The following is a 22,987-nucleotide window of genomic DNA, read 5'->3' on the forward strand; positions in this document are numbered from 1 at the left end:
GGACGGCCGACATGCTCCTGACGCGCCGGGGTCATACGCTGTCGGGGTGGCACAAGACTGGAGGTTGGGGACCATCGTCGGGCGTATCAGGCGGCGCCTGTTGGTCAACGCATGGGTCGATCCCTCGGAGGTCGTGGGCCACCTTCCCGATCAGGTCCGTCCGCATCTGGGAGCCAACGGAGGGGTGGTCGTCGGATGCTGCATGATCGAACTTGAGCGGATGCGTCCATGGCCGATGCCCCCGTCGGCGGGTGTCACCCTGCGGGCCGCCGCACACCGCATCTCATGCGAGGTCGGACCGGTTCAGCGGCCTTCCCGTGCCGTCTTCGTGCCGGTTCGCCACACCGATAGCCGATTGGCTGTCCTGGCAGGTGGGCGGGCGTTCCCGGGCGTGCACCTGGCGGCCGACATCGACGTGCAGGCCGATCAGGATCTGCGCTGGCGCGTCGCCAGACGATTCATCAACGACGGGTTCTCGATCATGGCCCAGGCTGATCTCAGCTCGGTTCGCCCGGCGACGTCTGAGGTCGCCGACATTGTGATCGGCACGCGACTGGGGTTGTCTCCAGTACATCGGGGCGGCGCTCTCGAGGCGGTGGAGATGCGGCTGGACGACCTCACTGCCGCCCAGGTGAATGCCGGTGTTGACTCGGCGTTCATGGCGGACTTCCGCTCAGCGGAACCTGCGGAGACGCTGTTGATGACTGATGTGGGCGTGCGCTGGCGCCCCGTTGGACACCGAGGTCCTCGGCACGGCTAAACCGTCCGGGTTGGTCGAGGCTCCGACGACTGCGCAAGCGGTCGACGGTGTGCAACCCCGGCAGCGCAGCACGGGCCGTGCCCGTGGGCAGCCTGAACCGCGACTGAGCGGGCCGATCATCATGCGCGGCTGCTGATACGCCGCGCACAACCACGGCTACGTCCGCCCGCCTGGTATGGCCAAGTACCAGTAGGCGCTGCTCGGGTCGACACCGCTGAAGAGATGGGGCGTCGTTGATGGGTCGCGCGCGCCCGGGGAAGCATGGCTAGCACAGGCTTCTTGATAGCTGCCTTCTGCTAGTTGGTGAGGGCCTAGGCCGGGCATTCGGGTGAGTCCCATCACGTGGTGTAGGAGCAGGTCCGCCGTGTAGGCGGGCCACCGTGCGAACTTCCAAAGCTCCTACGCAAAGAAGGCACGCACGATGACCCATAGCCAGTCTGCCCTGTCCGAGCTCGCTGACGCCCTGATCGGGACCGACGCGACGCTCACCACCTCCATCGCCGAGATCCTCGGCACCGCCTTGCAGGAACTGATCGAGGCCGAGGTGTCGGCCAAGATCGGCGCCGACCACGGTGAACGAACCCCAGCCCGCAGCAACCTGCGCAACGGGCATCGGCCCAAGCTGCTGTCTACCCCGGCGGGTGATGTCGAGGTCGGCATTCCCAAGCTCCGCAAAGGGTCGTTCTTCCCTGAGCTGCTGGAGCCACGCCGGCGGATCGACAAGGCGCTGTGGGCGGTGATCATGCGGGCCTACATCACCGGCACCTCCACCAGGAAAGTCGATGACCTGGTCAAAGCGCTCGGCGTCGACTCGGGCGTGTCCAAGTCAACGGTCAGCCGCATCTGCAAGCTCATCGATGACGACGTCGCCATCCTTCGAGGCCGCCGGTTGGATCATCAGCCGTTCCCCTACATCTGGCTGGACGCCACCTACGTCCACGTCCGCGAGCACGGCCAGGTCGTCTCCAAGGCCGTCGTGATCGCCACCGGCGTCCGCGCCGACGGTCACCGCGAGGTCCTCGGTGTCGACATCGGCAACTCCGAGAACGAGACGTTTTGGACCGAGTTCCTCCGCGACCTCGTCGACCGCGGCCTGAACGGGGTCCAACTGGTGATCTCCGACGCCCACGCCGGCCTGCGCGCCGCGATCCGACGGGTCCTCCAGGGCTCCGGATGGCAACGATGTCGCGTGCATGCCAAGCGCAACCTGCTCGCCGTCGCCAACCACAGCCAGCGGCAGCTGATCAGCGCGTTGATCTCCACGGTCTTCGCCCAGCCCGATGGCGAGGCCGCCCGCGCCCAGCTCCGCACCGTCTGCCAACAACTCGAGACCGTGGCGCCCAAGGTGGCCGAGCGGCTTGAGGCGATGGAGGACGACCTGCTCGCCTACGCGGCGTTCCCACCCGTGCACTGGTCAAAGATCTGGTCCAACAATCCGATCGAGCGGCTCAACCGTGAGCTCAAGCGCCGCACCGATGTCGTGCAGATCTTCCCCGACCCCGAATCAGTCATCCGGCTCGTCGGCGCGTTGCTGGTGGAGGTCAACGAAGAACTCATCGCCGCTCCGCGGCGCTACATGGCCGCCGTCACCCTCGAACCCCTCCTCGACCGCCCCGACGATCAGATACCGTCAATCCCCGCAGTGACCAACTGAATCAAGCGCACGGACTTCTACACCACCCGCCGGGACGTGATCGGGCATTCGGGATCATGGCCGATCGGCGTGCAATCGACTTTGTAGGTGCTGCTCGACCGACGGATGAAGCATGCCGCTGACGCTGCCGCCGTTGCCGACAACCTCGCGCATCAGCGAGGACGACACGTAGCCGTAGTCCATGCTCGGCACCACCACCGTCTCGACGGAGCCCTGCAGGTGGCCATTCATCAGTGCCAACTGGCGTTCCGTTGCGGCGTCCGCCATGGTGCGCGCACCCCGCAGGATCGCATTGACACCGTGGGCCCGGCAGTAGTCGGCGATCAGACCATCGATGGCCACGATCGACAGTCTGTCGTCGGACGGCAACACCGCGCGCAGCATGTCGAGGCGCTCGTCGGCGGTGAACGTCGGGCTCTTTTCGTCGTTGATGCCGACGGCCACGGTCACGTGGTCGAACATGACCAGTCCGCGCTCCACGACGTGAACGTGGCCACGCGTGACGGGGTCAAAGCTGCCAGGGTAGATCGCGGTAGCCATCGGTGGAACCATAAAGCAACGATCTGGGGCCAGTGGTGGAGTTGGCTCCGTGCGTGCATGATCCCCGTCTCGCACTACGGGATGGTACGCACCCGACCCACTCGTTGCCCATGCACATGCAACGTGGGAGAGCAGATGGTACCGGCACGTCGTTACGCGCGGGAGAGGATCCCCGAAAGCCGCCCACAACCACGGTTTTGTGCTCGCTCCAAGGGTCGCGTAGCAGCTGCTCCCAACGGCTGGCGGTCGGCAGGTATCGGGCATTCAATGCCCGGCCCTCATGGCGCGCTGCTCAGGAGGGAATCCAGTTCGCCCGACTGCGGGCGTGACGCAGTGAGCCGACATGTGCGATGGTCAGGGGCCTTGGCGGGTGGACGTTGTCCGTCACCTGAGGGTGCAGGTCAGGCCTGGAGGTCTCAAACTTTGGAGGGTCGCGTCGATGCGCTTGCTGGCTGAGGCCAAGAGACGCATCCTCTGTCCTCACTCGGAGCCAGTCGGTTGTACGTGACGGGCCGTCGTCCCGGCGCCGTCCTGGGGGTTCTCGTATGCGTGGCCCTTGTGGTCGCCGCGTGCGGTCAGAGTCCCGCCGACGGGCCCGCGGGCTCGGGCCCCCAGGGACTGTCGGAGGTCGAGCAACGCCGGTTCACCGCCTTGACGGCCTTGTTGCCAGAGCACGATCGGGATGAAGTCGCCGAGATGGTCCGCGCAGACGACTGTCCGCAGGGCCCATCGTATGAGGAGCCGGTAATGCTCGGTGGCCTGTTGGGCCCCACGACGGGATGGCTCGCGCTCAGCCAGGAAGAGATGCTGCGGCTCCGCGACTCCGCTGAGCGCGCCGACGAGGACACCTCGCAGGTCGTGCGCGTGGGGACGGTTCTGTCTGGTCAAGTGCCGGAGCGCTTCTCCGTGCTCACCTCGACATTGGCGCGCACCGAAGAGGTTCCGGCAGCGAGCATGTGGTTGCTCGGCACGAAGGCGTCGCTCACCTCGACGTTCGTCGCCATCTACCCCCGCGGGGGCGCCGCCTTGGTGTTTGAGTGCGCCTTCGAGCTGTACAGCCTGCCGCCCGTCGAACTGGCCGCCGTGGAGGGACGAGCCCCCGCGGAGGTGTGGATGGGCTACGCCAACGGCACCGAAGCCGACCTGCTCGCACGACTAGACGCGGCAGCCCAAGCCGCAGAGCCCGTCCCGACCCCCTGGGTGTCGCTGCCACCGCAGGAACGAGCGCTGGATGCTGACGGCATTCCACCAGGCACGCTGGAGCGTCTCACACCGTTCACTGTGTACATCGAGGTGTCTCAGGAGCTGGCCGCGGATGATCTGGTGGGGTGCGTCTTCGCGGGCGCAGGGTGGGCCGGCTGCTCTGACCTGCGACTGGTGCAGGACGGTCTTCCTCTTGATCTGCGCGGTCGGGGCGAAAAAGGCGCAGCGATCGAGGTGGGAATCTTTGATCAGGCGGCCCATCTCCCATCACCACTTGCCGTGCTCACCGCAGGATCCCTTGACCCGGCAGCGGCCGATGCAAACGGCGACATCGCGCTTCGCACCCAATTGTCCCGCGATGAGAATGGGGAGTTCGTCCTCACCCCGGCGGACTGACCGCGCCGTACCGGTCGTAGTTGCGCACGGGCAGGTAGGCGCCTTCACCACCGTCGCTGGACCCGTGGGCAGCCACGGGAGATCCTCCCCGTCCTTCGGCAGAGGGTGGCCTTGCAGCCACCGGATCCTTCGCGACGCCGCGCAAAGCCACGGCTCTGGGCGTAGCTCGTCTACTACGGCAGGGCACGAACCATCGTTAGGGCCCCGTCTACCGACTCCTCCGGAACGAAGCCGATGCTCTCGTAGAGGAAGCGTGCAGGGTTGTCGGGTTCCACGCTCAGGCTGACATTGGCGACTCCGTCCTGGCGTGCCTGAGCCAGCATGGCCGCCATGAGGCATCGCCCGATGCCGCGGCCGCGGTGATCCTCCACGACCGCCATGCTCAGCTCAGGGGTCTCGTCGTCTACATAGCCGTATCCGTGGCTGTGCTCATCGAAGAGCCGGACCCAAGCCGCGCCCACAGGCTTGCCCGAGACACGCGCGACGACACCACGATCGCCCTGGCGTCCCCATCGGTCGACGTAGACGGCAAGGCTCGGCTGTCTCATCGCCTCCTCGATCGCAGGTGCATCCGCCGCTCCGCGCCAGAAGGCGGCTTCGTACAGCATCGCCCGGACGAACGGTAGGTCGTCGTCCACGATCGGCAGCAGCGAGAGGTCGGCCATGGGCTGCAGCCTGCCAAATCGAACTGTCCCGTGCTCGCAAGTTGCCAGGCACAGGGTGCAGGTCCGCGGCAAGCCATTGTGTGCGGCTGCATCGACGTGGCTGGCCGCACGCAACCACGGTTGTGTGTTCGCGCGTGCTCCAGCTCAGGGCCACCGCGATGTCCTCTGGCCTCGGATGCCGTGTGTCGTCCTCGAGAACGGTACGGGAAGGCGTAGCCCCAGCCTCCGGTGGTGACGAACGCGATGCAGTCCTCGACGGGCTCAAGACGCCGATGTCTGACCTGTGCTCGGGTCCCCACGGGGACGGAAGACAGGGGTGGGTTCGTCGCCCCGAGCGGGCTTCCTCCCATTCTCCTCCCGATCTCCTCCCAATTTGGTGGCGGATGAGGGGGTTTGGTGGACAGCGGTGGACAAGCAAATCGGCCGCCGACCCCGCATGATCGCAGGTCAGCGGCCGATTCCTTCTGCGCCCCCGGAGCGATTCGAACGCCCGACACCTGGTTCCGGAAACCAGTGGTGAATCGGGGTAAAAGACCAGCTCAGCGGCCTATCAATGGCCGAGGAAACTTTTCCTCCCAACCTCCTCCCAATGAAATAGGGTCGATTCGAGCCAATTCGTGGGAGGGAGTGAGCCATGCGGCCGGTGCAGGAGATCCAGTTCTTCTCCATCCAGAAGCGCGACGCGGGAACGCGAGTCAAGCGGCCCTACATCGTGCGGTACGCCATCGACGGTCGGCAGCGGAGCCGCTCCTTCCGGAGTCGTGTCGAGGCCGACCGCTATCGCAGCGAGCTGGTCCGTGCCGCTGGCCGGGGCGTCCAGTTCGACCCCGAGACGGGAGAGCCAGCGTCATGGAAGCTGCCCCTCGGCGAGATGGGCGTCCACCAATGGGTCCGCCGCTGGCTGGCCGAACAGTGGGTGGAGTGGCAGCCCCGGACACGCGAGTCGGCAGTGGACGCCATGGCCCGATTCGTCATCGCGGCGCGACGACCCAGGGCTCGGACCCCGGATGGGATGCGGCGATACCTGGTGGGGGCGCTGGCGCCAGATTCCCACCGTGATGAGACCCGGGAACGGTGGCTGGCCCGCAACTGCCTGACCCTGGACGAGCTGGACGCCGAGGCCGCCAACCGGATCGCCCTGGCCCTCACGTTGCGCGTGGACGGCAGGACCCCCTTGGCGGCCAACACCGCGAACCGCTACCGGACGACGGCACATGCGTGTGTGATGGCCGCCGTCGACGTCGGCGCACTGCCCAGCGACCCATGGCCACGACGGTCTCGCTCCCGATCGCGACGGAAGGTGGCAAGGGTTCGGACCGTGGACGTCCGCTCGCTGCCAACGCCGGCACAGATGGCTCGGGCACTGGCCGCGCTGCGCACCCACCAGCCGGCAAGCCGCCGCTACCAGGTCATGACCTCCGTCGTGTACTACGCGGGCCTGCGGCCCTCCGAGGTGGTGATGCTCCGGGTCGGTGCGCTCACGCTTCCCGAGGACGGCTGGGGAAGCATCCACGTCGTCGAGGCCGAGGACGGCGAGGGGGGCTCCGGTGAACCCAAGACCGGACCGCGCCACGTGCCGATCCCCCCGCCGCTGGTCGCGCTCCTGCGCGACTGGCTGGACGAGGCCGGCCTCCAGAGCCGCGATGAGCTGCTCTTCCGGACGCGCACCGGTCAACGACCGTCCCGGTCTAACTGGCGACGGGCCTGGCTGACCGCGCTTGACAAGGCCGACCTGGCCCCGATGCGGGTCTACGACTGCCGCCACGCCGCCGCCACGACCTGGCTGCGGGCGGGTGTGCCGCTGGGCGAGACCGCCAGGCGGCTTGGTCACAGCGTCGAGACCTTGGTGTCGGTGTACGTGGGCGCACTCGGCGACGACGAGAAGCTCGGCAACGCCCGCATCGAGGCCGAGCTGCGCGCCGGCGATGCCTGACGGACGTGGGGAGTTCAGGTCCCGTCAGGCCTTGGCAACAGGGCGAGCAGCCGTTCGATCTGGTCCTCGGCTGAACGTCCCGCCTCGTCCCGGACCGCCCACGCCGTCACGAGCGGATCGGTCACCCAGAGCCGTCGACCTGCCGGGCTCTGACTCGCCGATCGGGTGGCGGTGATGCGGTTGTCGGCCGGCACGACGAGGCGGATGGGTGCCTCGGGGTCGCTGCTCTCCACGAGGTCGCCTCGGTCGGCCGATGGCGTCCGGTTGACGTAGGCGGTCACGCGGGCCGGGTCGGTCCAGGGGCCGGTCGCGTCCGCGGCGACCGCACCGGTGAGCGTGACGTCCACGCCCTCCTGATCGCATGCGTCAACGAGGGTCGCTGCGTTGTCCCACGGACGTCCGGGGGCCCACAGGCGCAGCGTCGTCCCACCCGGACCGGGGTAGCGATCCAGCCACCAACGGGCCAGGTCGGGACCGGGCCGCCATTCGCCCCGACGACCGTGCACCAGGCCGTCACCGGCCAGGCGGCGGAGCGTTCGTGAGACCAGCGGCTGGCTGCAGTCGGCACAGCCGGCGAGCGTCGCTTGGTCGGCTCGTCCTGCCAGCAGCAGCGCGCGCACGATCGCGAAGGTGGCGTGCCCGCGGGGCCAGCGTGGCCGGGCCTCGGGGTCGGTGGTCTCCCGTGCCTGTCCGACCACGATGTCCAGGCCCGCGACATGGGCCGCTTGTGCGTCCTCGGCCACCCACGACCACGCATTCGCCTGGAGCCGGGCCCGCAATGTGGGTCCGATGCGGGTGGCGACGAGGAGACCCGGGCCGCCCAGACCGTTCAGGTCCCGCCCCCGCAACGGCCGATCGAGGGTGACGAGCCGCAGCGCCGGTCCCTTGTTGAGACGGACCTCGTCTGGGGACGGCAGCGCGACATCGACCCCCGCGTCGATGAGCACGTCAACCCACATGCACCAAATATAACAGTTGGTTCCCAAACGCAGCCAAGTGTTATGTGATCGTGCGTGCGCAGTACTTCAGCTCCGCGACGTCCGCGGACGTCCATCCCGCGTCCCGGACCATGTGCGGCGCCCAGATCTGACCACGCCTGCGCAGGTCCTCCCGCGCGACCGTCAGGTCGGGGTGGAGTGTCCAGACGTCCGCGTCTCGTGCACCGGAGCCGGCGAGGCTGCGCAAGAGGGCCGCGACATCGTCGGCATCCTGCGTCCGCTTCAGCGACTGCCAGGCGTGGACCTTGAGGGCCAGGGCGGCAACGGGGTGGGGCAAGAGCACGTCGTCGACAACGACCGTTGACCCATCTGTGAGCAGCGCGCGCACGGACGCCACGCGGGCCGGCAGCAGGAGCGCGGCCCCCAGGGCCGGGGTCACATCGACCACGAAGTCCCCCGCTGGGACGTTGCGACCGAATCGACCGTGATCGGCCGCACCGAGGAGGTCCACGTTCGCCTCGACGTCAGCGGCCACCTTGCGCAACCGTGAGCCGTCGACCTTCTCGAACCCCTGTGACCGCATGGCGACAAGAAGCGGCGCTTCGCGTAGCTGGGCAACGTCAACACCGAGGTCGGCGTCGGCGGAATACCGCTGGTCCGGCTGTTGCGGCGCAAGGAGCCGCACCGTGAGGAGCGTCATCAGCCCGCCCACGAGCCTCCACCGCGTGCCCAACGCGGCGTGCGCGGCCGCTGTCATGCCCTCCAGGGCGACGGCCGCACCGTCGAAGGCCCGACTGGGTGACTGCAGCAGCACCGGCGCACCGGCACCGTGTCCGTCGCCGCTCACCGTTGGACCGCCATGGTGGTCCATTCTCGCTGACCGGTGCCGTGGACGGCTGATGGTCCGCCGGCGCTCACCGCCGCAGCCAGGGCGTCTGGGCGTCGACCCGGTTGGTGTCGACGTACGCGTCCAACGCCGAGGGCTCGAATCTGACGTAGTGCCCGACCTTGATGAACGGGATCGTCCGCTGGGCAACCGCCCGGCGGATCCACCGGACGGAGACGCCAAGTCGGTCCGCGGCCTGGTCGACGTCGATGAGCGCTTCGGTCGGCATGGCAGGTCTCCCTTCGGCGACGCGGCCGACCGGACCGTCCCGGCTGCACGTGGACACCACGTCGGACGGTTCGACGGCCCTTCAAGGGGTTCTGTGTCAAAGACCCGGCAAAGGATTCTGGACGGCGGTTTCCCGCCACGCCCCCTGACGGACCACCACACCTCTTGCAACTCGGTGAGTTGGGGAGGGCCTGCGCACCTCCATGGTGATGAGACGAACCTGGGCGGCACAGCCATGACGGTGTCGATGCGGGCGATGTCGGCCGGTGATGGCTACCGCTACCTGATCGGCTCGGTCATCGTCGGCGACGGGCCGAGGGATCGGTCGTTGCCGTTGGTGGCGTACTACGCCCAGTCGGGGACGCCGGCGGGCCGCTGGCTGGGTTCCGGTCTCTCCGCCGTCGGACTTGCCGAGGGAGCGGAGGTCACCGAGGACCACCTCGCGCTGCTGCTGGGTGCGGGCCGGCACCCGGTCAACGGTGGGAAGCTCGGCCACGCCTATCCCCGGTACACGACCGTCGCGGAGCGTGTCGCGGCCCGCCTGCGGCAACTCCCGGCCGGAGTGGCCCGGGGAACCGCGGACCGGATCACTGCGGAGGAAGCCGCCCGGCCCACCCGTCGTGCCGTGGCCGGCTATGACCTGACCTTCTCGGTGCCCAAGTCGGTGTCCGCGTGGTGGGCGCTCGCTGACGACGCGACGCGCAGGGGGATCGTCGAGGTCCACCACGCGGCCGTCCGTGACGTGCTGGCGTTGATGGAACGCGAGGTGGCGGCCACCCGTGCCGGTGCGAAGGGCCCCCACGGGGGCGTGCTGCAGCTGGACGTGGACGGGCTGATGGCCGCGGCGTTCGACCATTGGGATTCCCGTGCCGGGGATCCGCAGCTGCACACCCACGTGGTGGTCTCCAACAAGGTGCGAACCAGCAGCGACGGGCGGTGGCGGGCGCTGGACGGACGGCCGCTGCACGCAGCGTTGGTGGCGCTGTCGGAGCACTACAACGCGTTGCTCGCCGACGGGCTCACCGGCCGGTTCGGAGTGGATTGGGAGCAGCGGCAGCGGGGCCGGGACCGCACCCCGGCATGGGAGATCGCGACCGTCCCGCAGTCGCTCGTCGAGGCGTTCTCCCAGCGATCCCGCCGGGTGGACGAGGCAACTGACCGGCTGGTCGACGCGCACCGCACGCAACATGGAACCACGCCAGGCAGGCAGACCGTCATCCGGTTGCGGCAACAAGCCACGTTGGCGACACGCCCAGCCAAGCAACAACACTCGTTGGCCGCGCTGACCCGCGCATGGAGTGCCCGGGCCCGCGAGGTGCTCGGCTTCGACGCTGCTTGGCTCAGCGTGGCGCCACGCAACGGGGAGCAGTCCCGGGCGTCTGCGGGCCCGATGGATCCGCGGGCGATTCACGGGTGTGCGTTGGTCGTGCTCGACGTGGTGTCCGAGCGGCGGGCGACGTGGACCCGATGGAACCTCGTGGCCGAGGCGACGCGGCAGACCATGCACCTGCGCTACGGCAGCACCGCCGAGCGGGAGGAGGCAGTTGCCGCGATCGTTGCGTCGGCGCAACGCCAGTCGTTGCCCATCACGCCGCCCGACCTGGCTGCTGTCCCTGCGGACCTGCAGCGCGCGGACGGCAGCTCGCGGCTGCGCCCCAGGCACGCCACCCGCTACACCTCCCGGCACCTTCTGGACGCCGAGGACCGCCTCGTTCAACGCAGCCGATCACGGCGCACCGGGTTGCAGATCCCTCCCGCCGAGTCGGGCGCGGTTGCGGCCGTGGCGGCCGGCTTGTCTGCGGATCAACATGCCGCGGTCGATCAGATCGCCACCTCTGGCCTGCAGGTGGACCTGCTCGTCGGGCCGGCCGGCACCGGCAAGACCCGCACCCTGGCAATCCTCCGCGCGCTCTGGGAACAGCATCACGGCCCGGGCTCCGTGGTCGGGCTCGCCCCCTCGGCTGCTGCTGCGGCAGTGTTGGGCGAGGAGCTGCGCATCCCCACCGACAACACTGCCAAGTGGCTGCACGACCACACCCGCAACGGGCGGCGGCTCGACTCCGGTCAGCTGCTGATCATCGACGAGGCATCCCTGGCCTCCACCCGTGCCCTCGACCTGCTGACCGGCCACGCCCAGGCCGTCGGGGCCAAGGTGTTGATGGTCGGCGACCCCCAGCAGCTCGGCCCGGTCGGCGCGGGTGGTGTGCTCGGCCTGCTCGCCGGGAGCCGGGCCGACCACCCACGCCTTGAGCAGGTGCACCGGTTCCACCACGAATGGGAGCGGGAGGCCTCGCTCCGGCTTCGGGACGGCAACCTCAACGCCGTCAGCGCCTACGCCGAACACGGACGACTGCACGAGTGGGCACCGGAGGAGGTGTTGCAGCGGGCACACGATGCCTGGAGAGCCGACGTCGACGCCGGCATGGCGTCCATGCTGATCTCGCCCTCCCAGGACCAGGTGACTGCACTCAACCAGCTCGCCCGCAATCACCGCCAAGTGAGCGGAGAGGTCGAGGCCGGCGATGCCGCCGTCCTGCACGACGGGACGGCCGCAGGTGTCGGGGACTGGGTCATCACCAGACGCAACGCCCGACGCCACCGGACCAGCGCCGGCCGATGGATCCGCAACGGCGACCGCTGGACGGTCACCCAGTTGCACGTCGACGGCAGCCTCACGCTCACCGGCAACGACCCACACGGCGGCGAGGTCACCCTGCCCGCCAGCTACGTCGCCGCCCACGTCGACCTCGGCTACGCGATCACCACCCACCGGGCCCAGGGCGCCACCGTCGACACGGCGCACTGCATCATCGGGCCTTCGTCGACGCGGGAGAGCCTGTACGTCGCGCTCACCCGAGGCCGCCAGGCCAACCACGCCTGGATCGCCGACGGCCGCGACGGTTCATCGGTCCTCGCCGAGGTCCTCCGACGCACAGGTCAGACTCGATCGGCAACCGAGTCCCTTGCGCGGGAGCAGGACCGCTGGACGAGCACAGCGCAGCTCATCGCCGAGTACGAAACCATCGCCGCCTCTGCCGGCCCGACCCCGAGTGCCGAGACTGCACGCGCCCTGGCCGAGCGGCGACAGCTGCTCCATCAGCAGGGCGACCAGCTGCTGCGCGCCGCCATCGCGGAACGGCAGCCCTGGCTTCTCCGGATCGGCAAACCACCCGTCGACCGCGGCCGCCGCCAGCAATGGCTGACCCACGCGCGCACCATCGCCCTCCATCGAGATCGCCACGAGATCACGAGCCCCGAACCACTCGGACATGGGCCAAGGGAATCAGTCCCCGGAGCGGTGAAGGCACGCCAGGCGGCACGCGCACTGCAGGACCTTCGGCGGCAGGGCACACCAAGCACCCACCGTCCCCCGGCGCGGGAATCTTCCCGTGGGCTCGCGTGGTGATGGGCCGCAGCACGTCCGCTCGATAGTCCCCGATATGGGTGGGCAGCGGTCCCGGCAAGCGGTGCCACCCACGCGCATAACGCCCCTCCGGTATCCGGGACATCGCATAGCAGCGCCGGCAGTGCAGAGGTCTGCTACCAGAGGCCTGGGCGTTGGGGGCGGGAGCGCCCGATACCGCACGGTGACGCCACGCACAAACGGCTCAGTCGAGTAGCAACTCGTTGAGAGCCAGGGCGCCCGTGCCAGGGGGTCGATGTCGGGGAAGTAGCGGGGTGTGATGTCGAACGCCTGCTGACGGTCGTCGATCCGAGGTGGTCCAGCAGTAGCCGGATGTCGTTCGTGTCGCGCTCGGTGCGAGACGCCATGACGTTCATGGCCAGCAGGTTGGTCCGGTGGTGTGAGCAGCGCCCTGAGGTTGGGGCGGTCCACCACGACCGTGGTGGGCGTTGCCAAGCCAGAGACGTAGGTGCTGGCCTTGTTGTTCAGCCAGCCCATCTGGATGTTCATCCGGCGCGCGATGGCGTGGGGCTGCCTCGATCACCGGATCGTCGGGCTGGAACAGTGCATCCACATACGAGTGGCGTCGTGACCGTCGAAGGTCAAGTTCCAACGCCCGACGGCGACAGGGCATTCACCGTCGCAGCCCCCGACGCAAGCGCAGAATCCACAGCCGCGTCGGCTCAAACCGGAGGGCGGATGCTCCCTCTGACATCTCCCAGGCCGTCGTCGCTGCCGTCGCGTCGATGGTCAGTCGTCGCGCTTACGGCGTCGGTACTCTCGCTGTGCCTGCGCCCGGGCGCAGGCCCTCGAGCAGTACAGCACCCCCTTGGTGCGGTGCTGCCCGTACTCCGCCCGGCCAGACTGCCGGGCGAACCATGTCGCGCACGTCTCGTTCGCGCACCGCCTGGCCGGGACGCCAGCGGCGACCCAGTCGACTACCTGCAGCATCATCGCCTGCAGGATCCGGGCGATCGGCCGACCGAACGCGAGCCCGCCGCGCTCTGCCCCCGGCGGCGCAACCTCGATTCGCGGCGACATGACCGTCTCGACGTTCGTCAACCGCTGGATGCTGCGGATCAGCTCGATGGTCGTGGACGGGACGGAGAGCCCGTGTCCTTCCCAGAGCGCTGCCAGCTCATCGCGAGGCGGGAGGAGGAGCGCCGCGCGTGTGAGGTCTGTGTCGGGACGCAGGTGCAGCCACGACTGGACGACCGCCTGATACAGCCGAAAGTGCGCCTGCTGCTGGCCGAGCGCCGTGCCGTAGGCCACCCGCAAGTCGCGTTCCGCGGAGGCTCGGTAGGTCCCCTCGTAGGACTCCGGGGAATCGCCGAGTCGGTCCGGCTGCTCGTCGAACTCGATCTCGTGCTCGGTGAGGTCCGGTTCGTCGCCGGCGTACAGCTGCAGTTCCAGGGGATCCTCACTGGACGCGCGCGGCTCGATTACGGGCCGGACCTCCTCCGCATGGAGGTAGAGCCGCTGGGGAACTAGGGGGCCGTACCGGCTGCACCACCGCAGCACGCTGTTGAGGTCCTCGGCGTCCACCTCGAGGAACCCGCGGAAGACGAGTTCATGCGGCAACTCGACGAGCTCGACCTCTGAGGAGGAGAAGACCGCCGCGGGCGGCCAGTCGACGGCGGCGCCGATCCTGCGGAGCCCGTCAGCGACGTCGGGGTAGTCCTCGTACAGCGGCCGGGCGACGTAGACAAGGTCGAGGCTGCCGTGGGCACCATCGAGGATGTCGACGCGCTGGTAGTCGCCGATGTCGTCATCGAGTTCGACCCACCACTCCTCCTTGTCCGGCTCCTCCGGCCACTGGGTGTCGACGACGGCGAGCAGCCGCGGAGCCCCGACGAGCGTAGGAACCTCCACGGCCCCTGGCCAGGTAGTGATACGAAATCGTGTCTGTTCGTCCCTCGACATACCCCCAGTATGCGTGGCACGGTATCAACAGTCAACGTACAACGAGGAGGAGGGGCGGTGAAGGGTCGTAGCAGCTCAGGTGGCGTCGCGCTGACGTCGGCGCCACTCCCGCGACGCCTGATTTTGCGCGCATCGGGCAGAGCAGTAGAGGACTCCCCGCGTGCGGCGCTGGCCTTTCTCTGCGCGGCCGGTCTGGACCGAGAACAGCCGCCCACAGGTCTCGCTCGCACATCGCTTCACCGGGACCCCTGTCGCTGCCCATGTCACGGCCTGGAGCGCCATCACCGGCAGAGCGCTCAGCAGCGGTCGACCGTAGATGACCTCCCCGGCGTCGAGCTGCAGTCGCGGGGCGCCCGGGACGGTGTTGGTGTTGATCTCTTCCATGACAGCATGGGCCAGCTCGAAGCCGGTCGTCGCAGGCTCGAAGCCCCGTCGCCTCCAGATGGCGTGCAGGTCGTCGCGCGGCATGTCCGCCAGCGCCGCGGACTCGAGATCCGACGGCGTCCAGGACGCCAGGGTCTCGAATACGGCGGCGTAGTAGCGGATGGCGTGACGCTGGACGTCCAGATCGTGCAACAGCATCCGCGGCCCGTAGCCCTCATGGTCGACGGGACTCACGTCTCCACTCGGACGAACCAGGTACCGGTAAAGGCTGTAGGAATTCGCGGATGGCTGAACCTGCGGGCTTCCGAGCAGCGCCGAAGCCTGTCGCAGTTGATGGGAGCGATCTCCGGCTCGACGCTCGTGAAGGCGGCTGGCGATCTCCAGTGCGCTCAGACCCTCAGCGATGAGCGCGTCAGCCTCCTCCTCGGTCGCTACATCCCACAGGTCCCAGGGATCGGACGCAGCGTCCCAGCCGACCGGAGCGACTGTGTAGAGATCGTCCCTTCCGTCTTCGCGGACCCACAGGGGGCCGTAGCGCATGAGGAAGTCCATCACCGCCGCGTCCGATGGTCGGTCAGGCAGGTCGACGAGCTCGAGGAACAACTCGGGGGGAGCTTCGACCTCCACGGGCGACGGCGTGAACAGCAGCGTCGCCGAGTCGGTGTAGGAAGCCGGCTCGTGACTGTCGACTTCGAGGACCAGTTCGTCGGGGTCGCTCTGCTGCCCCGCCGGTACGTAGACGTTCCGAAGGTCCTCGCCCTCCCCGTATGCCTCGTGGCGGACGAAGCTCGGGAGATCGAGTGGCTGGTCGGTGCCGGGTGCCTGGACGATGCCGATGAGTGGCGCGACCGCGATCTGCGCCGGCGGCTCGACAGCCGCCGGCCATGCCGTCATACGAAACCGCAATACATCGTCTGTTGCCATGACCGCATTGTGCGTGACACGGTGAGCTCCGTCAAACGTATGACGCAACCAGCGACGTACCGGCGCACCGAGGAGCACGCCATGGCCCGCCACATGACCGCCACCGACAAGCAGACGCTCACGCTGTTCACCGCCGGCGCCTGCGCCGGGTGCGGCGCTGACCTCCCGGACGGCTGGCACGCCGACCACCGCACCCCGCACGCAGCTGGCGGCCTCACGTCAGCCCTCAACGGCGACCCGCTCTGCCCGCCATGCAACCTGACGAAAGGAACGACGATGCCCCACGGCACCACGACCATGACCCTGCGAGACTGGCAGCGCCAGGCCCTCGACCTCTATCGCGACCCCACCCCGCCCTCGGACTTCCTGGCCGTCGCGACGCCTGGCGCCGGCAAGACCCGCTGGGCCGCCACGGTCCTCGAGGGGCTCCTCACGACCGGTGCCGCCCAGCAGATCGTCGTCGTCGTCCCCTCCACCCGTCTGCGGGAGCAGTGGGCGAACAGCCTCTACGCCTCCCACCGCATCGCCCTGAACCCCTCCTGGGCCAACCACAACGGCACCTGGACCAGCGACTTCCGTGGCGTCGTCGTCACCTACGCCCAGGTGGCCTCCAACCCCGACCTGTTCGCCATGCACTGTTCAAGGACCGACACCGTCGCCGTGTTCGACGAGATCCACCACTGCGGCGAGCGGCGCAGCTGGGGCGACGCCCTCCGGACCGCCTTCGCTCCCGCCCGGCACCGCATCGCGCTGTCCGGCACACCGTTCCGTAGCGACACAAACCCCATCCCGTTCATCCGCTACACCGACGAGTCCTCAGACCCCGACTTCACGTACGGGTACGACCAGGCCGTGGCCGACGGCGTGTGCCGGCGCGTCTTCTTTACCACCGTCGACGGCGAGTTCGAGTGGAGCTCCCGCCCCGGGGAGACCATCTCGTGCGACTTCGACACGCCGCTGTGGCACAACGAGCTGGGCCGACGCCTCCGCACCGCACTCATGCCCGACGGCGACTACCTCCGTCGCCTCATCAGCGAAGCCCACAACCGCCTCATGAGCCTCCGCCGCGACCAGCCCGATGCCGGCGGCCTCATCCTCGCGATCGACCAGGACCACGCCCACGCCATCGCGCAGATCCTCCGCGACGAGCACGCCGTCGCCGCCGTCGTCGCGGTGTCCGACGACCCGACGTCCCAGCAGCACATCGACCGGTTCGCGACGTCCGACGCTCCGTGGATCGTCGCGGTCCGCATGGTCTCCGAGGGCGTCGACATCCCGCGGCTCCGCGTCGCCGTCCACGCCACGAACACGACCGCCGAGCTGTTCTTCCGCCAGGCCGTCGGCCGGATCGTGCGGCACACCGACACCGAACATGAGGACGCCTACTACTTCATCCCCGCCGATCCGCGGCTGCGCGATAACGCCGCCCGGATCGAGGAGGAGCGCGACCACGACCTCGACGAGCCCGACGACGACCCCGACGCGCCCACCGACCCACGCGACGAGGAGGACCCACCGCCGACCACGTTCGTCCCGATCGCCGCCCGCGCGACCGTCAAGGGGATGATCGCCTCCGGGGAGGTCTTCGACGGCGCCGCCCTCGCTGAGGCCGAGCATTTCCTCGCCGCCAACCCCGAGTTCGCCAAGCTGAACGCAGCGGAGGTCATCCGGCTCAAGCGGGCCCTCGCGTCCACCCAGCCGACGCTGGCCACGAGCACCGCCCCCCAGCGGGACGTTCTTGAAGAGCCTCCGCACCGGCGCCGCGAGACGCTGAAGAAGCGCAACAGCGAAATCGCCCGCAGGATCGCGTACCGCCACCAGACCGAGTTCCGCGACGTCAACGCCGCGCTCAACCGGGCCGCCGGGATCCGCCGCGTCGATGACGCCACGATCGAGCAGCTCGAGGAGCGACTGGCAACCGCGACCCGCTGGCTCGCCGGCGGGGGACCAGGCCTGATGCCGCTATAGCGCCGGCATCGCGACCCGACCGCCCGGTCTGCTCGCGCCGCCACTGGAGCTGCCAGCTCTGGCAGCTGGTCGCCTTCCAAGAACTCGTCGGCGTTGACGGTGACCGACGTCGGTCCCTCGATGATCCCGTTGCCGATGATCGAGGTGACCTCGCCGGACGCGTCGCGGTTACGGGCCCAGGAGCAGGCGACGGGGTCGAGCCCCTGGGGGCCCGCAGTACGGTAGGTCCGGGGGCAATGTCGACGCCGACCTGCTCAAGAACCACACGTCAGGGCGGTCTCCATTGAGCGCGTCGTTGAAGAGGCCGGCAATGTCGGGGCCATGGCGCTGTTCTCTTGGACCTCTAAGCCGAGGTGCTGGCCGCGCCGACCAGCCTTCTGGTAGCGGCTCATGCGGGAGGCCTGCGATCAGGCCAGAGCTGCATCCTTCCCTGCGGCCGCGTAGCTCGGCCGACCTGGGCCGTGACCCACTACCCTGAGCGCATGGGCTGGGAGGGGCTGACGACGGCGAGGCTCCGCGCTGTCAGGTTCCTCTCACAGCTGCTTACGCCGACGAGGACGCCAACGGCGGCAGGCGATCGACTCGACACGGCCTATTGGGTTCACTCGGTGCCATTGCTCCTGGCATTGCTCGTGGGTGGGTTCTTGCAGGAGGTGGTCCTTCCCGCCGTGCTATCAGCGACGGCGCCCCGCGTGGCCATCTCCTGGGCAGCTGCCCTGGGGGTGCTGACGCTATCCATTTGCGGAAGACCTCGGGAGAGGACGACTGACCCGTAGGTCGGCTACGGACGTTGCTGCGCGACTGACGGGTCAGCCCCTGCCTTGGCCGCGTGGTAGCTGCGCCTGCTCGAGTAGGCGTTGGCGCACGACGGGGAACAGTGGTCGGCGTCCTTGCGGCCACGTGTGGTCCTGGTCGCGCGTCCGGACTTAATGGAGAACCGGCCGCCGCAGTTGAGGCAGTCCCGGACCCGGACGTCCCTGGCGTGCAGCGAGGCGATCTGGCGTGCCGCGGCGGTCCCGCAGGCCGGCGGCTCGTCCGGGACGGGACTGGGGTCGTCGTGGAGGACGAACACGGGGAGCGGTGCGGTGCCGCCGCACATCTCGTTGATGAGCGCGACGAAGGTCCGCAGCGATCGGCGGCCCGTCTCGGGGGTCGGGCTGCCCGGATCGACCCCGACTCCGTGCCAGGCCGCGCCTGTGGCGTCGGCGAAGGCCTCGAAGTGGTCGTCGGTGGCGGGGTGGCCGAGCCGACCAACGTGGTAGGCGAGGTCGGCGAGGGTCTTGAGGAGCGCGATGCCCCAGCCGGCGGCCCGGACCGGCATCCGCCGCTCCGTGCTCGACGGGTGCTCGAAGTGCATGCCGAGGAGATGGAGTCGTGCCGCGACCCGGAGGGCGTCGTGGTGCGTCCTGCCGTCATCGAAGGGGCCTGACGGAGCCAACCTGACCGAAGCGGGGAGGTGGACGGGTCCCCAGGCGGTGACCCAGTCGACGACCTGCGCGGCGTCGTCGGGGTCGGTGTCGCGGACGGACCGGACGAAGAAGTCGGACTCGACCGGCACCGACAGGGACCGGTGGTCGAGCGCCACGAGCGCCGGCGGGGAGGCCTCGGGTCTGTGCAGGACATGGGGGACCCGGACCCGGTCGGGTGGGTCGAACGTCGCGCGTGTCCGCAACTCCATGACGATCTCCTCCCTATTCGCACCTGCCACGAAAAGCTACATGGTTCTTGGCAGGTGCGCCGGTGAGGATGTTCCTGGAGCTCGGGACAGCCCCGGCCCAAAGAGAAGGAGAGACCGATGGATGTGCTCAACGAAGCCGCAGCGCGGGGCGTCACGGGACCCGAGCCGGACGATGCAGCCCGCTGGACCGCGCAGGGCCTCGCCGATCTCGCGGTCGTCGTGGCCGACGGCGACGCTGATGTCGTGCGCAGGTGGGCGCGACGGGTCGGGTCAGCCGGCGGCGCACTGGTGCTCCTCGCCGTCACGATGGACCGTGTCGCTGACCGTGTCGCCGTCGAGGTCGTCGGGGCGGCACGGTGAACGACCGCTTCTGGACCGAGCTGGCAATCGCGTCCGCGCTCGCAGTAGTCGTCGGCTTGGCGCTGACCGCCTGGGGCTGAGCCGCTCAGTGCCCCGGATACCGGATGCGCTGCTATGGGCGGTGGTGAGCTTCCGCGAAGCCGTCCATAGCCACGGCTTCGTGGGGGCGCTCTCGAGTCGGGCGGCGATCCGCCGGTGACCCTGACCGGTGGCGGCAGCGTCAGGGCCTGGCCGATGACCGCCATCGCCCAGGCCCGGTGGGGCACGACGCTGGCGGGCAGCAGCACGTGGGTGCGGCCACGGCCGCCGCAGCGAGCACGTCGGCCGCAAGACCTGGGCGCTGTCGCGTAGCGGACGGCGTCGTACCAGTCCCCACGGCCGCAGACTTCCCTTGGTACTCGCCAGGGCAGGTGAGCTGGCCGTCGCGCAGCGCACGATCGGCCCGGTCGCGGTGGGCGGTTCCGTCGCAGCGGTCCAAGCGACGCCGCTAAGGTTCCAGGCTTTCGATGCGCACGTCGGCTAAGGTTGCCGAATGCACGACCTGCCTGTTCCGATTCCTGCCGCGTTGACAGAAGCGATCGTTCGGGGTGCCCGCCGCGGCCATGAACTCGCGGCCCGGACCCATAACGACGACGAGTTGTGGGACGAGATGACGTTCGGGGTGAACCGTCACCGATTGTCGGTCAACTGGATCATGCAGGAAGCCGCCGGCCTCGCCGGCGTGACACCTCAATCGGGTATGGGCGGTAGCAAGCACCTGTGCTGCAACGGGTTGCGTTTCAGCTTCCACAACGGCGGCATGAACGCCAAGTGGGACCCCGACACCTACGACTTCGATCGCGGAGCCCGCGGTGCGATGGCGGACAGCAACGGGCAGCTGTCGATGCTGGCCGACCTCGCCGGGGACGCCGCGATGGTCGACATGGCGCGGGTTCGGGAGTTGGACGTTGTCTTGGTCGGCAACCAGATGGCCGGCTGTGAGGTTGTCTACCTCGGCGCCCCCGTCGACAGCGACATCGGACGCCGTTGGGGCTGGATCACCATGCTCTGGACCATCGGTGACGAGGGGCTCGCCGGTTGGGGCGAGACTGAGGGCGGCGCTCCGCCTCGAGGGCCAGTCGACCCGTCGGGCGGGTATGACGGGTTCCGAGCGATGCCCGTGGATGACGTCCCGCCACTCACGGTCAAGCCGACGGTGCGGCCTGCGGAGGGGTCCGGGGCGTCGTGATGTCGCCGGCTGCTGCAGCGGCCGCGTTCGACCCAAGCCGGTTGCGGCTCGCCCGCCAACTGCGCGGACTGTTGTTGCGCGAGTTGGCCGAACGCGTCGACGTCAATCCATCTGCGATATCCCAATACGAACACGGCCACACGACACCGAGCCCAACGACGCTGCGTCGCCTCGCGCTCGCGTTGGCAGTCCCGCCCGGGTTTCTCGCCACCAGTCGCCCGATGCACGGGGTGGACCAGAGCGGTGCACACTTCCGCAGCCTGCGATCCACTACCAAACGCGAGCGCAGCACCGCCTTTTCTCAAGCGCTGCTGGTATGGGATCTCGCTCGCATCCTCCAAGCCCACATCGACCTCCCCGTCGTTGACGTGCCCGATATAGCCGTTGACGGTGACGCTGACGTGAACGAAATCGATGACATCGCCTGGGAGGTCCGCCAAACCTGGAGCATCCCGGATGGGCCTCTCAGCAATGTGGTCAGGCTGATGGAACGCCACGGGATCCTGGTCGTCCGCGCCGCGCTGAGTACCCGTCGGGCCAACGCCTTCTCCTACGACTTCGGTGACCGGCCCGTCGCGGTGCTAGGCACAGAAAAGGCGAACACGCTGCTGTCGCGCTTCGACGCTGCCCACGAGTTGGGCCACCTCGTCATGCATCACGAGGCCGAGCCCGGCGACGGCAAGCTGGAATCACAGGCACACGCCTTCGCGGCCGGACTTCTGATGCCACGGCGGCTTGTCGAGCCACTGCTTCCCGCCACGTTCACCGTGTCGGAGTTGATCGCCTTCGCCCACACCTGGGGGGTGTCGATCGCTGCTGCGCTCTATCGGGCCCGCAGCCTCGGGGTGATGTCGGACTCGGTCTACCGGCGGGCGGTCACATGGATGAGCGCGCAGGGTTACCGGCGCGACGAGACCGCGCTTGTGGGGGATGTTGGCCCGCCCGAGCAGCCGATCCTGCTGCAACGCGCAGTTGAGCTGCTAGCCGACATGGAAGGGCTGACCGTGTCGCAATCCTTGGCCGCGCGCCACCTCGACATCGACGTGCTGCAACAGTTGCTGAACAGCGCCCGACCGTCGGTTGAGTTGTGACTCGGTCCTCAACGCTGGAGCCCGTGGTGGGCAGCGCCCACGCCGCTCCGTCCATCTCCAGGCCGCTGATCTCTTTCGGCGAAGAATCGAGGAGATCCGCTACCTCCTACGCGACAGTGGGCCGGCGAGAAGCCTGAGAAGATCCCCGAACTGCATGACCGTGGTCACCTTCTAGCTTCTCGGGGCCCCGCGCCTTGTTATGGGCGGCGAAGGGTTCCTGGCGCACCGCTCATAGCCACGGCTTTGAGCACGCACTGCTCTCGGACTGGCGAATCCCCCGGATACCGTTGCGACGTGTCGGGCAGCTTCCGCAGGGGCGCGTATCCGAGACCGCGCATACGAGCCTTGCGGGGCCTAGCTTCCCAAAGTCAGTTGCTGTACGGCTTGCAGGACCTGCTCGTTGGTGAAGACCGTCCAAGGACTCGAACGTGGCGGCTCCAGCGTCGCCTCACCGTCAGTGCTCCCGGACCACTCCACCGTCATTGTGAGTTTCCTAGCGTTGACTGCTATGCCGTCGATCATGGTGACATCGAGGCCTATCGCTTGACCGCCGTCATAGGGAACCGCGACGATCCGCGACCCCTCGACGGTGACCAGGGCGGGGGTGGCTCGACCGCCCGGATCCAGCTCGGCCGGGCCGATCGCCGGCGGGTTTGCGCCGACGACTCCTTCCATCCGCAGGGCGGCCTGGTCGATCCGCGGGTCGTTCACGATCTTGTTGATCTTCCGGGTCCTGGCGAACATCTGCTGTGGCTCCATTGACTAGCGTGCAATTGTCACCTTAGCGGCGGACGGCGCAATGGTGTCAGCTGTTTCAGCGCCACC

At 68.6% G+C, this 22,987-nt stretch carries 18 protein-coding genes, 1 tRNA gene and 1 pseudogene; 9 read left to right on the forward strand and 11 right to left on the reverse strand.

Features of this window, described 5'->3' with window-relative positions:
• Positions 1–202 precede the first annotated feature (202 nt).
• Positions 203–760, forward strand: coding sequence for a hypothetical protein (locus DVS28_RS28165; protein WP_216826411.1), 558 nt, complete (start codon positions 203–205; stop codon positions 758–760).
• Between the two features lie 421 nt (positions 761–1,181).
• Positions 1,182–2,414, forward strand: a complete 1,233-nt coding sequence (locus DVS28_RS05255) for an IS256 family transposase (RefSeq protein WP_114590523.1) — start codon at positions 1,182–1,184, stop codon at positions 2,412–2,414.
• Positions 2,415–2,468: 54 nt separating this feature from the next.
• On the opposite strand, the gene coaD is transcribed toward DVS28_RS05255, so the two are convergent.
• A complete protein-coding gene (gene coaD / locus DVS28_RS28170; protein ID WP_164709954.1) occupies positions 2,469–2,954 on the reverse strand; it encodes a pantetheine-phosphate adenylyltransferase in 486 nt (161 codons plus the stop codon).
• A 747-nt stretch (positions 2,955–3,701) separates the two neighbouring features.
• Between coaD and DVS28_RS05265 the strand changes: the two genes are divergently transcribed.
• Entirely contained in the window at positions 3,702–4,553 is an 852-nt protein-coding gene (locus tag DVS28_RS05265) for a hypothetical protein (protein ID WP_164709955.1), read from the forward strand.
• A gap of 173 nt (positions 4,554–4,726) precedes the next feature.
• Here DVS28_RS05265 and DVS28_RS05270 read toward each other — a convergent pair whose 3' ends face one another.
• Positions 4,727–5,218: a GNAT family N-acetyltransferase gene (locus tag DVS28_RS05270; protein ID WP_114590526.1), complete on the reverse strand. Its 492-nt coding sequence runs from the start codon at positions 5,216–5,218 to the stop codon at positions 4,727–4,729.
• Between the two features lie 467 nt (positions 5,219–5,685).
• Positions 5,686–5,765 (reverse strand) — tRNA-Arg (locus DVS28_RS28175).
• 87 nt (positions 5,766–5,852) lie between these two features.
• Between DVS28_RS28175 and DVS28_RS05275 the strand changes: the two genes are divergently transcribed.
• Entirely contained in the window at positions 5,853–7,151 is a 1,299-nt protein-coding gene (locus DVS28_RS05275) for a tyrosine-type recombinase/integrase (protein ID WP_114590527.1), read from the forward strand.
• 14 nt (positions 7,152–7,165) lie between these two features.
• Here DVS28_RS05275 and DVS28_RS05280 read toward each other — a convergent pair whose 3' ends face one another.
• The 3 genes from DVS28_RS05280 to DVS28_RS05290 all read right to left on the reverse strand — a co-directional run bounded on the left by DVS28_RS05280 (position 7,166) and on the right by DVS28_RS05290 (position 9,204).
• Positions 7,166–8,110 (reverse strand): hypothetical protein, encoded by a 945-nt coding sequence (locus tag DVS28_RS05280; RefSeq protein ID WP_114590528.1) that lies wholly within the window; start codon positions 8,108–8,110, stop codon positions 7,166–7,168.
• A gap of 40 nt (positions 8,111–8,150) precedes the next feature.
• Entirely contained in the window at positions 8,151–8,936 is a 786-nt protein-coding gene (locus DVS28_RS05285; protein WP_114590529.1) for a hypothetical protein, read from the reverse strand.
• A gap of 67 nt (positions 8,937–9,003) precedes the next feature.
• Complete coding sequence (locus DVS28_RS05290; RefSeq protein WP_114590530.1) at positions 9,004–9,204, reverse strand: helix-turn-helix domain-containing protein; 201 nt, start codon at positions 9,202–9,204, stop codon at positions 9,004–9,006.
• Between the two features lie 234 nt (positions 9,205–9,438).
• On the opposite strand from DVS28_RS05290, the gene mobF reads away from it, so the two are divergent.
• On the forward strand, positions 9,439–12,609 hold the full coding sequence (gene mobF / locus DVS28_RS05295; protein WP_114590531.1) for a MobF family relaxase: 3,171 nt from the start codon (positions 9,439–9,441) through the stop codon (positions 12,607–12,609).
• 747 nt (positions 12,610–13,356) lie between these two features.
• Here the strand turns inward: mobF and DVS28_RS05300 are convergent.
• Together DVS28_RS05300 and DVS28_RS28180 are read right to left on the reverse strand one after the other, a co-directional pair.
• Positions 13,357–14,478 carry a CGNR zinc finger domain-containing protein gene (locus DVS28_RS05300; RefSeq protein ID WP_114590532.1) on the reverse strand — a complete coding sequence of 374 codons (1,122 nt, stop codon included), beginning with the start codon at positions 14,476–14,478 and terminating at the stop codon, positions 13,357–13,359.
• A gap of 126 nt (positions 14,479–14,604) precedes the next feature.
• Positions 14,605–15,837, reverse strand: a complete 1,233-nt coding sequence (locus tag DVS28_RS28180; protein ID WP_164709956.1) for a CGNR zinc finger domain-containing protein — start codon at positions 15,835–15,837, stop codon at positions 14,605–14,607.
• An 81-nt stretch (positions 15,838–15,918) separates the two neighbouring features.
• On the opposite strand from DVS28_RS28180, the gene DVS28_RS05310 reads away from it, so the two are divergent.
• Complete coding sequence (locus tag DVS28_RS05310; protein WP_164709957.1) at positions 15,919–17,805, forward strand: DEAD/DEAH box helicase family protein; 1,887 nt, start codon at positions 15,919–15,921, stop codon at positions 17,803–17,805.
• A 95-nt stretch (positions 17,806–17,900) separates the two neighbouring features.
• On the opposite strand, the pseudogene DVS28_RS30320 reads toward DVS28_RS05310, so the two are convergent.
• Together DVS28_RS30320 and DVS28_RS05320 are read right to left on the reverse strand one after the other, a co-directional pair.
• Positions 17,901–18,020, reverse strand: a pseudogene (locus DVS28_RS30320) (Rv1352/Rv1906c domain-containing protein); the annotation flags it as partial.
• A gap of 566 nt (positions 18,021–18,586) precedes the next feature.
• Complete coding sequence (locus DVS28_RS05320) at positions 18,587–19,483, reverse strand: hypothetical protein (protein WP_114590536.1); 897 nt, start codon at positions 19,481–19,483, stop codon at positions 18,587–18,589.
• Between the two features lie 117 nt (positions 19,484–19,600).
• Here DVS28_RS05320 and DVS28_RS05325 point away from each other — a divergent pair, with 117 nt between their 5' ends.
• The 3 genes from DVS28_RS05325 (at position 19,601) to DVS28_RS05335 (ending at position 22,162) form a co-directional block, all read left to right on the forward strand.
• Positions 19,601–19,843: a hypothetical protein gene (locus DVS28_RS05325; RefSeq protein ID WP_114590537.1), complete on the forward strand. Its 243-nt coding sequence runs from the start codon at positions 19,601–19,603 to the stop codon at positions 19,841–19,843.
• A 661-nt stretch (positions 19,844–20,504) separates the two neighbouring features.
• Positions 20,505–21,071 carry a hypothetical protein gene (locus DVS28_RS05330; RefSeq protein WP_164709958.1) on the forward strand — a complete coding sequence of 189 codons (567 nt, stop codon included), beginning with the start codon at positions 20,505–20,507 and terminating at the stop codon, positions 21,069–21,071.
• Complete coding sequence (locus DVS28_RS05335; protein ID WP_114590539.1) at positions 21,071–22,162, forward strand: helix-turn-helix domain-containing protein; 1,092 nt, start codon at positions 21,071–21,073, stop codon at positions 22,160–22,162. The genes DVS28_RS05330 and DVS28_RS05335 overlap by 1 nt, the downstream gene beginning before the upstream one ends.
• Before the next feature lie 354 nt (positions 22,163–22,516).
• Here DVS28_RS05335 and DVS28_RS05340 read toward each other — a convergent pair whose 3' ends face one another.
• Positions 22,517–22,921, reverse strand: coding sequence for a hypothetical protein (locus DVS28_RS05340; RefSeq protein ID WP_114590540.1), 405 nt, complete (start codon positions 22,919–22,921; stop codon positions 22,517–22,519).
• Between the last annotated feature and the right edge of the window lie 66 nt (positions 22,922–22,987).

It is taken from the genome of Euzebya pacifica (assembly GCF_003344865.1).
Taxonomy (GTDB): domain Bacteria; phylum Actinomycetota; class Nitriliruptoria; order Euzebyales; family Euzebyaceae; genus Euzebya; species Euzebya pacifica.

Bases quoted from the DNA above. Each gene is read 5' to 3' on its own strand.
- DVS28_RS28165 (WP_216826411.1), top strand. From the start codon at position 203: ATGATCGAACTTGAGCGGATGCGTCCATGGCCGATGCCCCCGTCGGCG.
- DVS28_RS05255 (WP_114590523.1), top strand. From the start codon at position 1,182: ATGACCCATAGCCAGTCTGCCCTGTCCGAGCTCGCTGACGCCCTGATC.
- coaD (WP_164709954.1), bottom strand. From the start codon at position 2,954: ATGGCTACCGCGATCTACCCTGGCAGCTTTGACCCCGTCACGCGTGGC.
- DVS28_RS05265 (WP_164709955.1), top strand. From the start codon at position 3,702: ATGCTCGGTGGCCTGTTGGGCCCCACGACGGGATGGCTCGCGCTCAGC.
- DVS28_RS05270 (WP_114590526.1), bottom strand. From the start codon at position 5,218: ATGGCCGACCTCTCGCTGCTGCCGATCGTGGACGACGACCTACCGTTC.
- DVS28_RS05275 (WP_114590527.1), top strand. From the start codon at position 5,853: ATGCGGCCGGTGCAGGAGATCCAGTTCTTCTCCATCCAGAAGCGCGAC.
- DVS28_RS05280 (WP_114590528.1), bottom strand. From the start codon at position 8,110: ATGTGGGTTGACGTGCTCATCGACGCGGGGGTCGATGTCGCGCTGCCG.
- DVS28_RS05290 (WP_114590530.1), bottom strand. From the start codon at position 9,204: ATGCCGACCGAAGCGCTCATCGACGTCGACCAGGCCGCGGACCGACTT.
- mobF (WP_114590531.1), top strand. From the start codon at position 9,439: ATGACGGTGTCGATGCGGGCGATGTCGGCCGGTGATGGCTACCGCTAC.
- DVS28_RS28180 (WP_164709956.1), bottom strand. From the start codon at position 15,837: ATGGCAACAGACGATGTATTGCGGTTTCGTATGACGGCATGGCCGGCG.
- DVS28_RS05310 (WP_164709957.1), top strand. From the start codon at position 15,919: ATGGCCCGCCACATGACCGCCACCGACAAGCAGACGCTCACGCTGTTC.
- DVS28_RS05320 (WP_114590536.1), bottom strand. From the start codon at position 19,483: ATGGAGTTGCGGACACGCGCGACGTTCGACCCACCCGACCGGGTCCGG.
- DVS28_RS05325 (WP_114590537.1), top strand. From the start codon at position 19,601: ATGGATGTGCTCAACGAAGCCGCAGCGCGGGGCGTCACGGGACCCGAG.
- DVS28_RS05335 (WP_114590539.1), top strand. From the start codon at position 21,071: ATGTCGCCGGCTGCTGCAGCGGCCGCGTTCGACCCAAGCCGGTTGCGG.
- DVS28_RS05340 (WP_114590540.1), bottom strand. From the start codon at position 22,921: ATGGAGCCACAGCAGATGTTCGCCAGGACCCGGAAGATCAACAAGATC.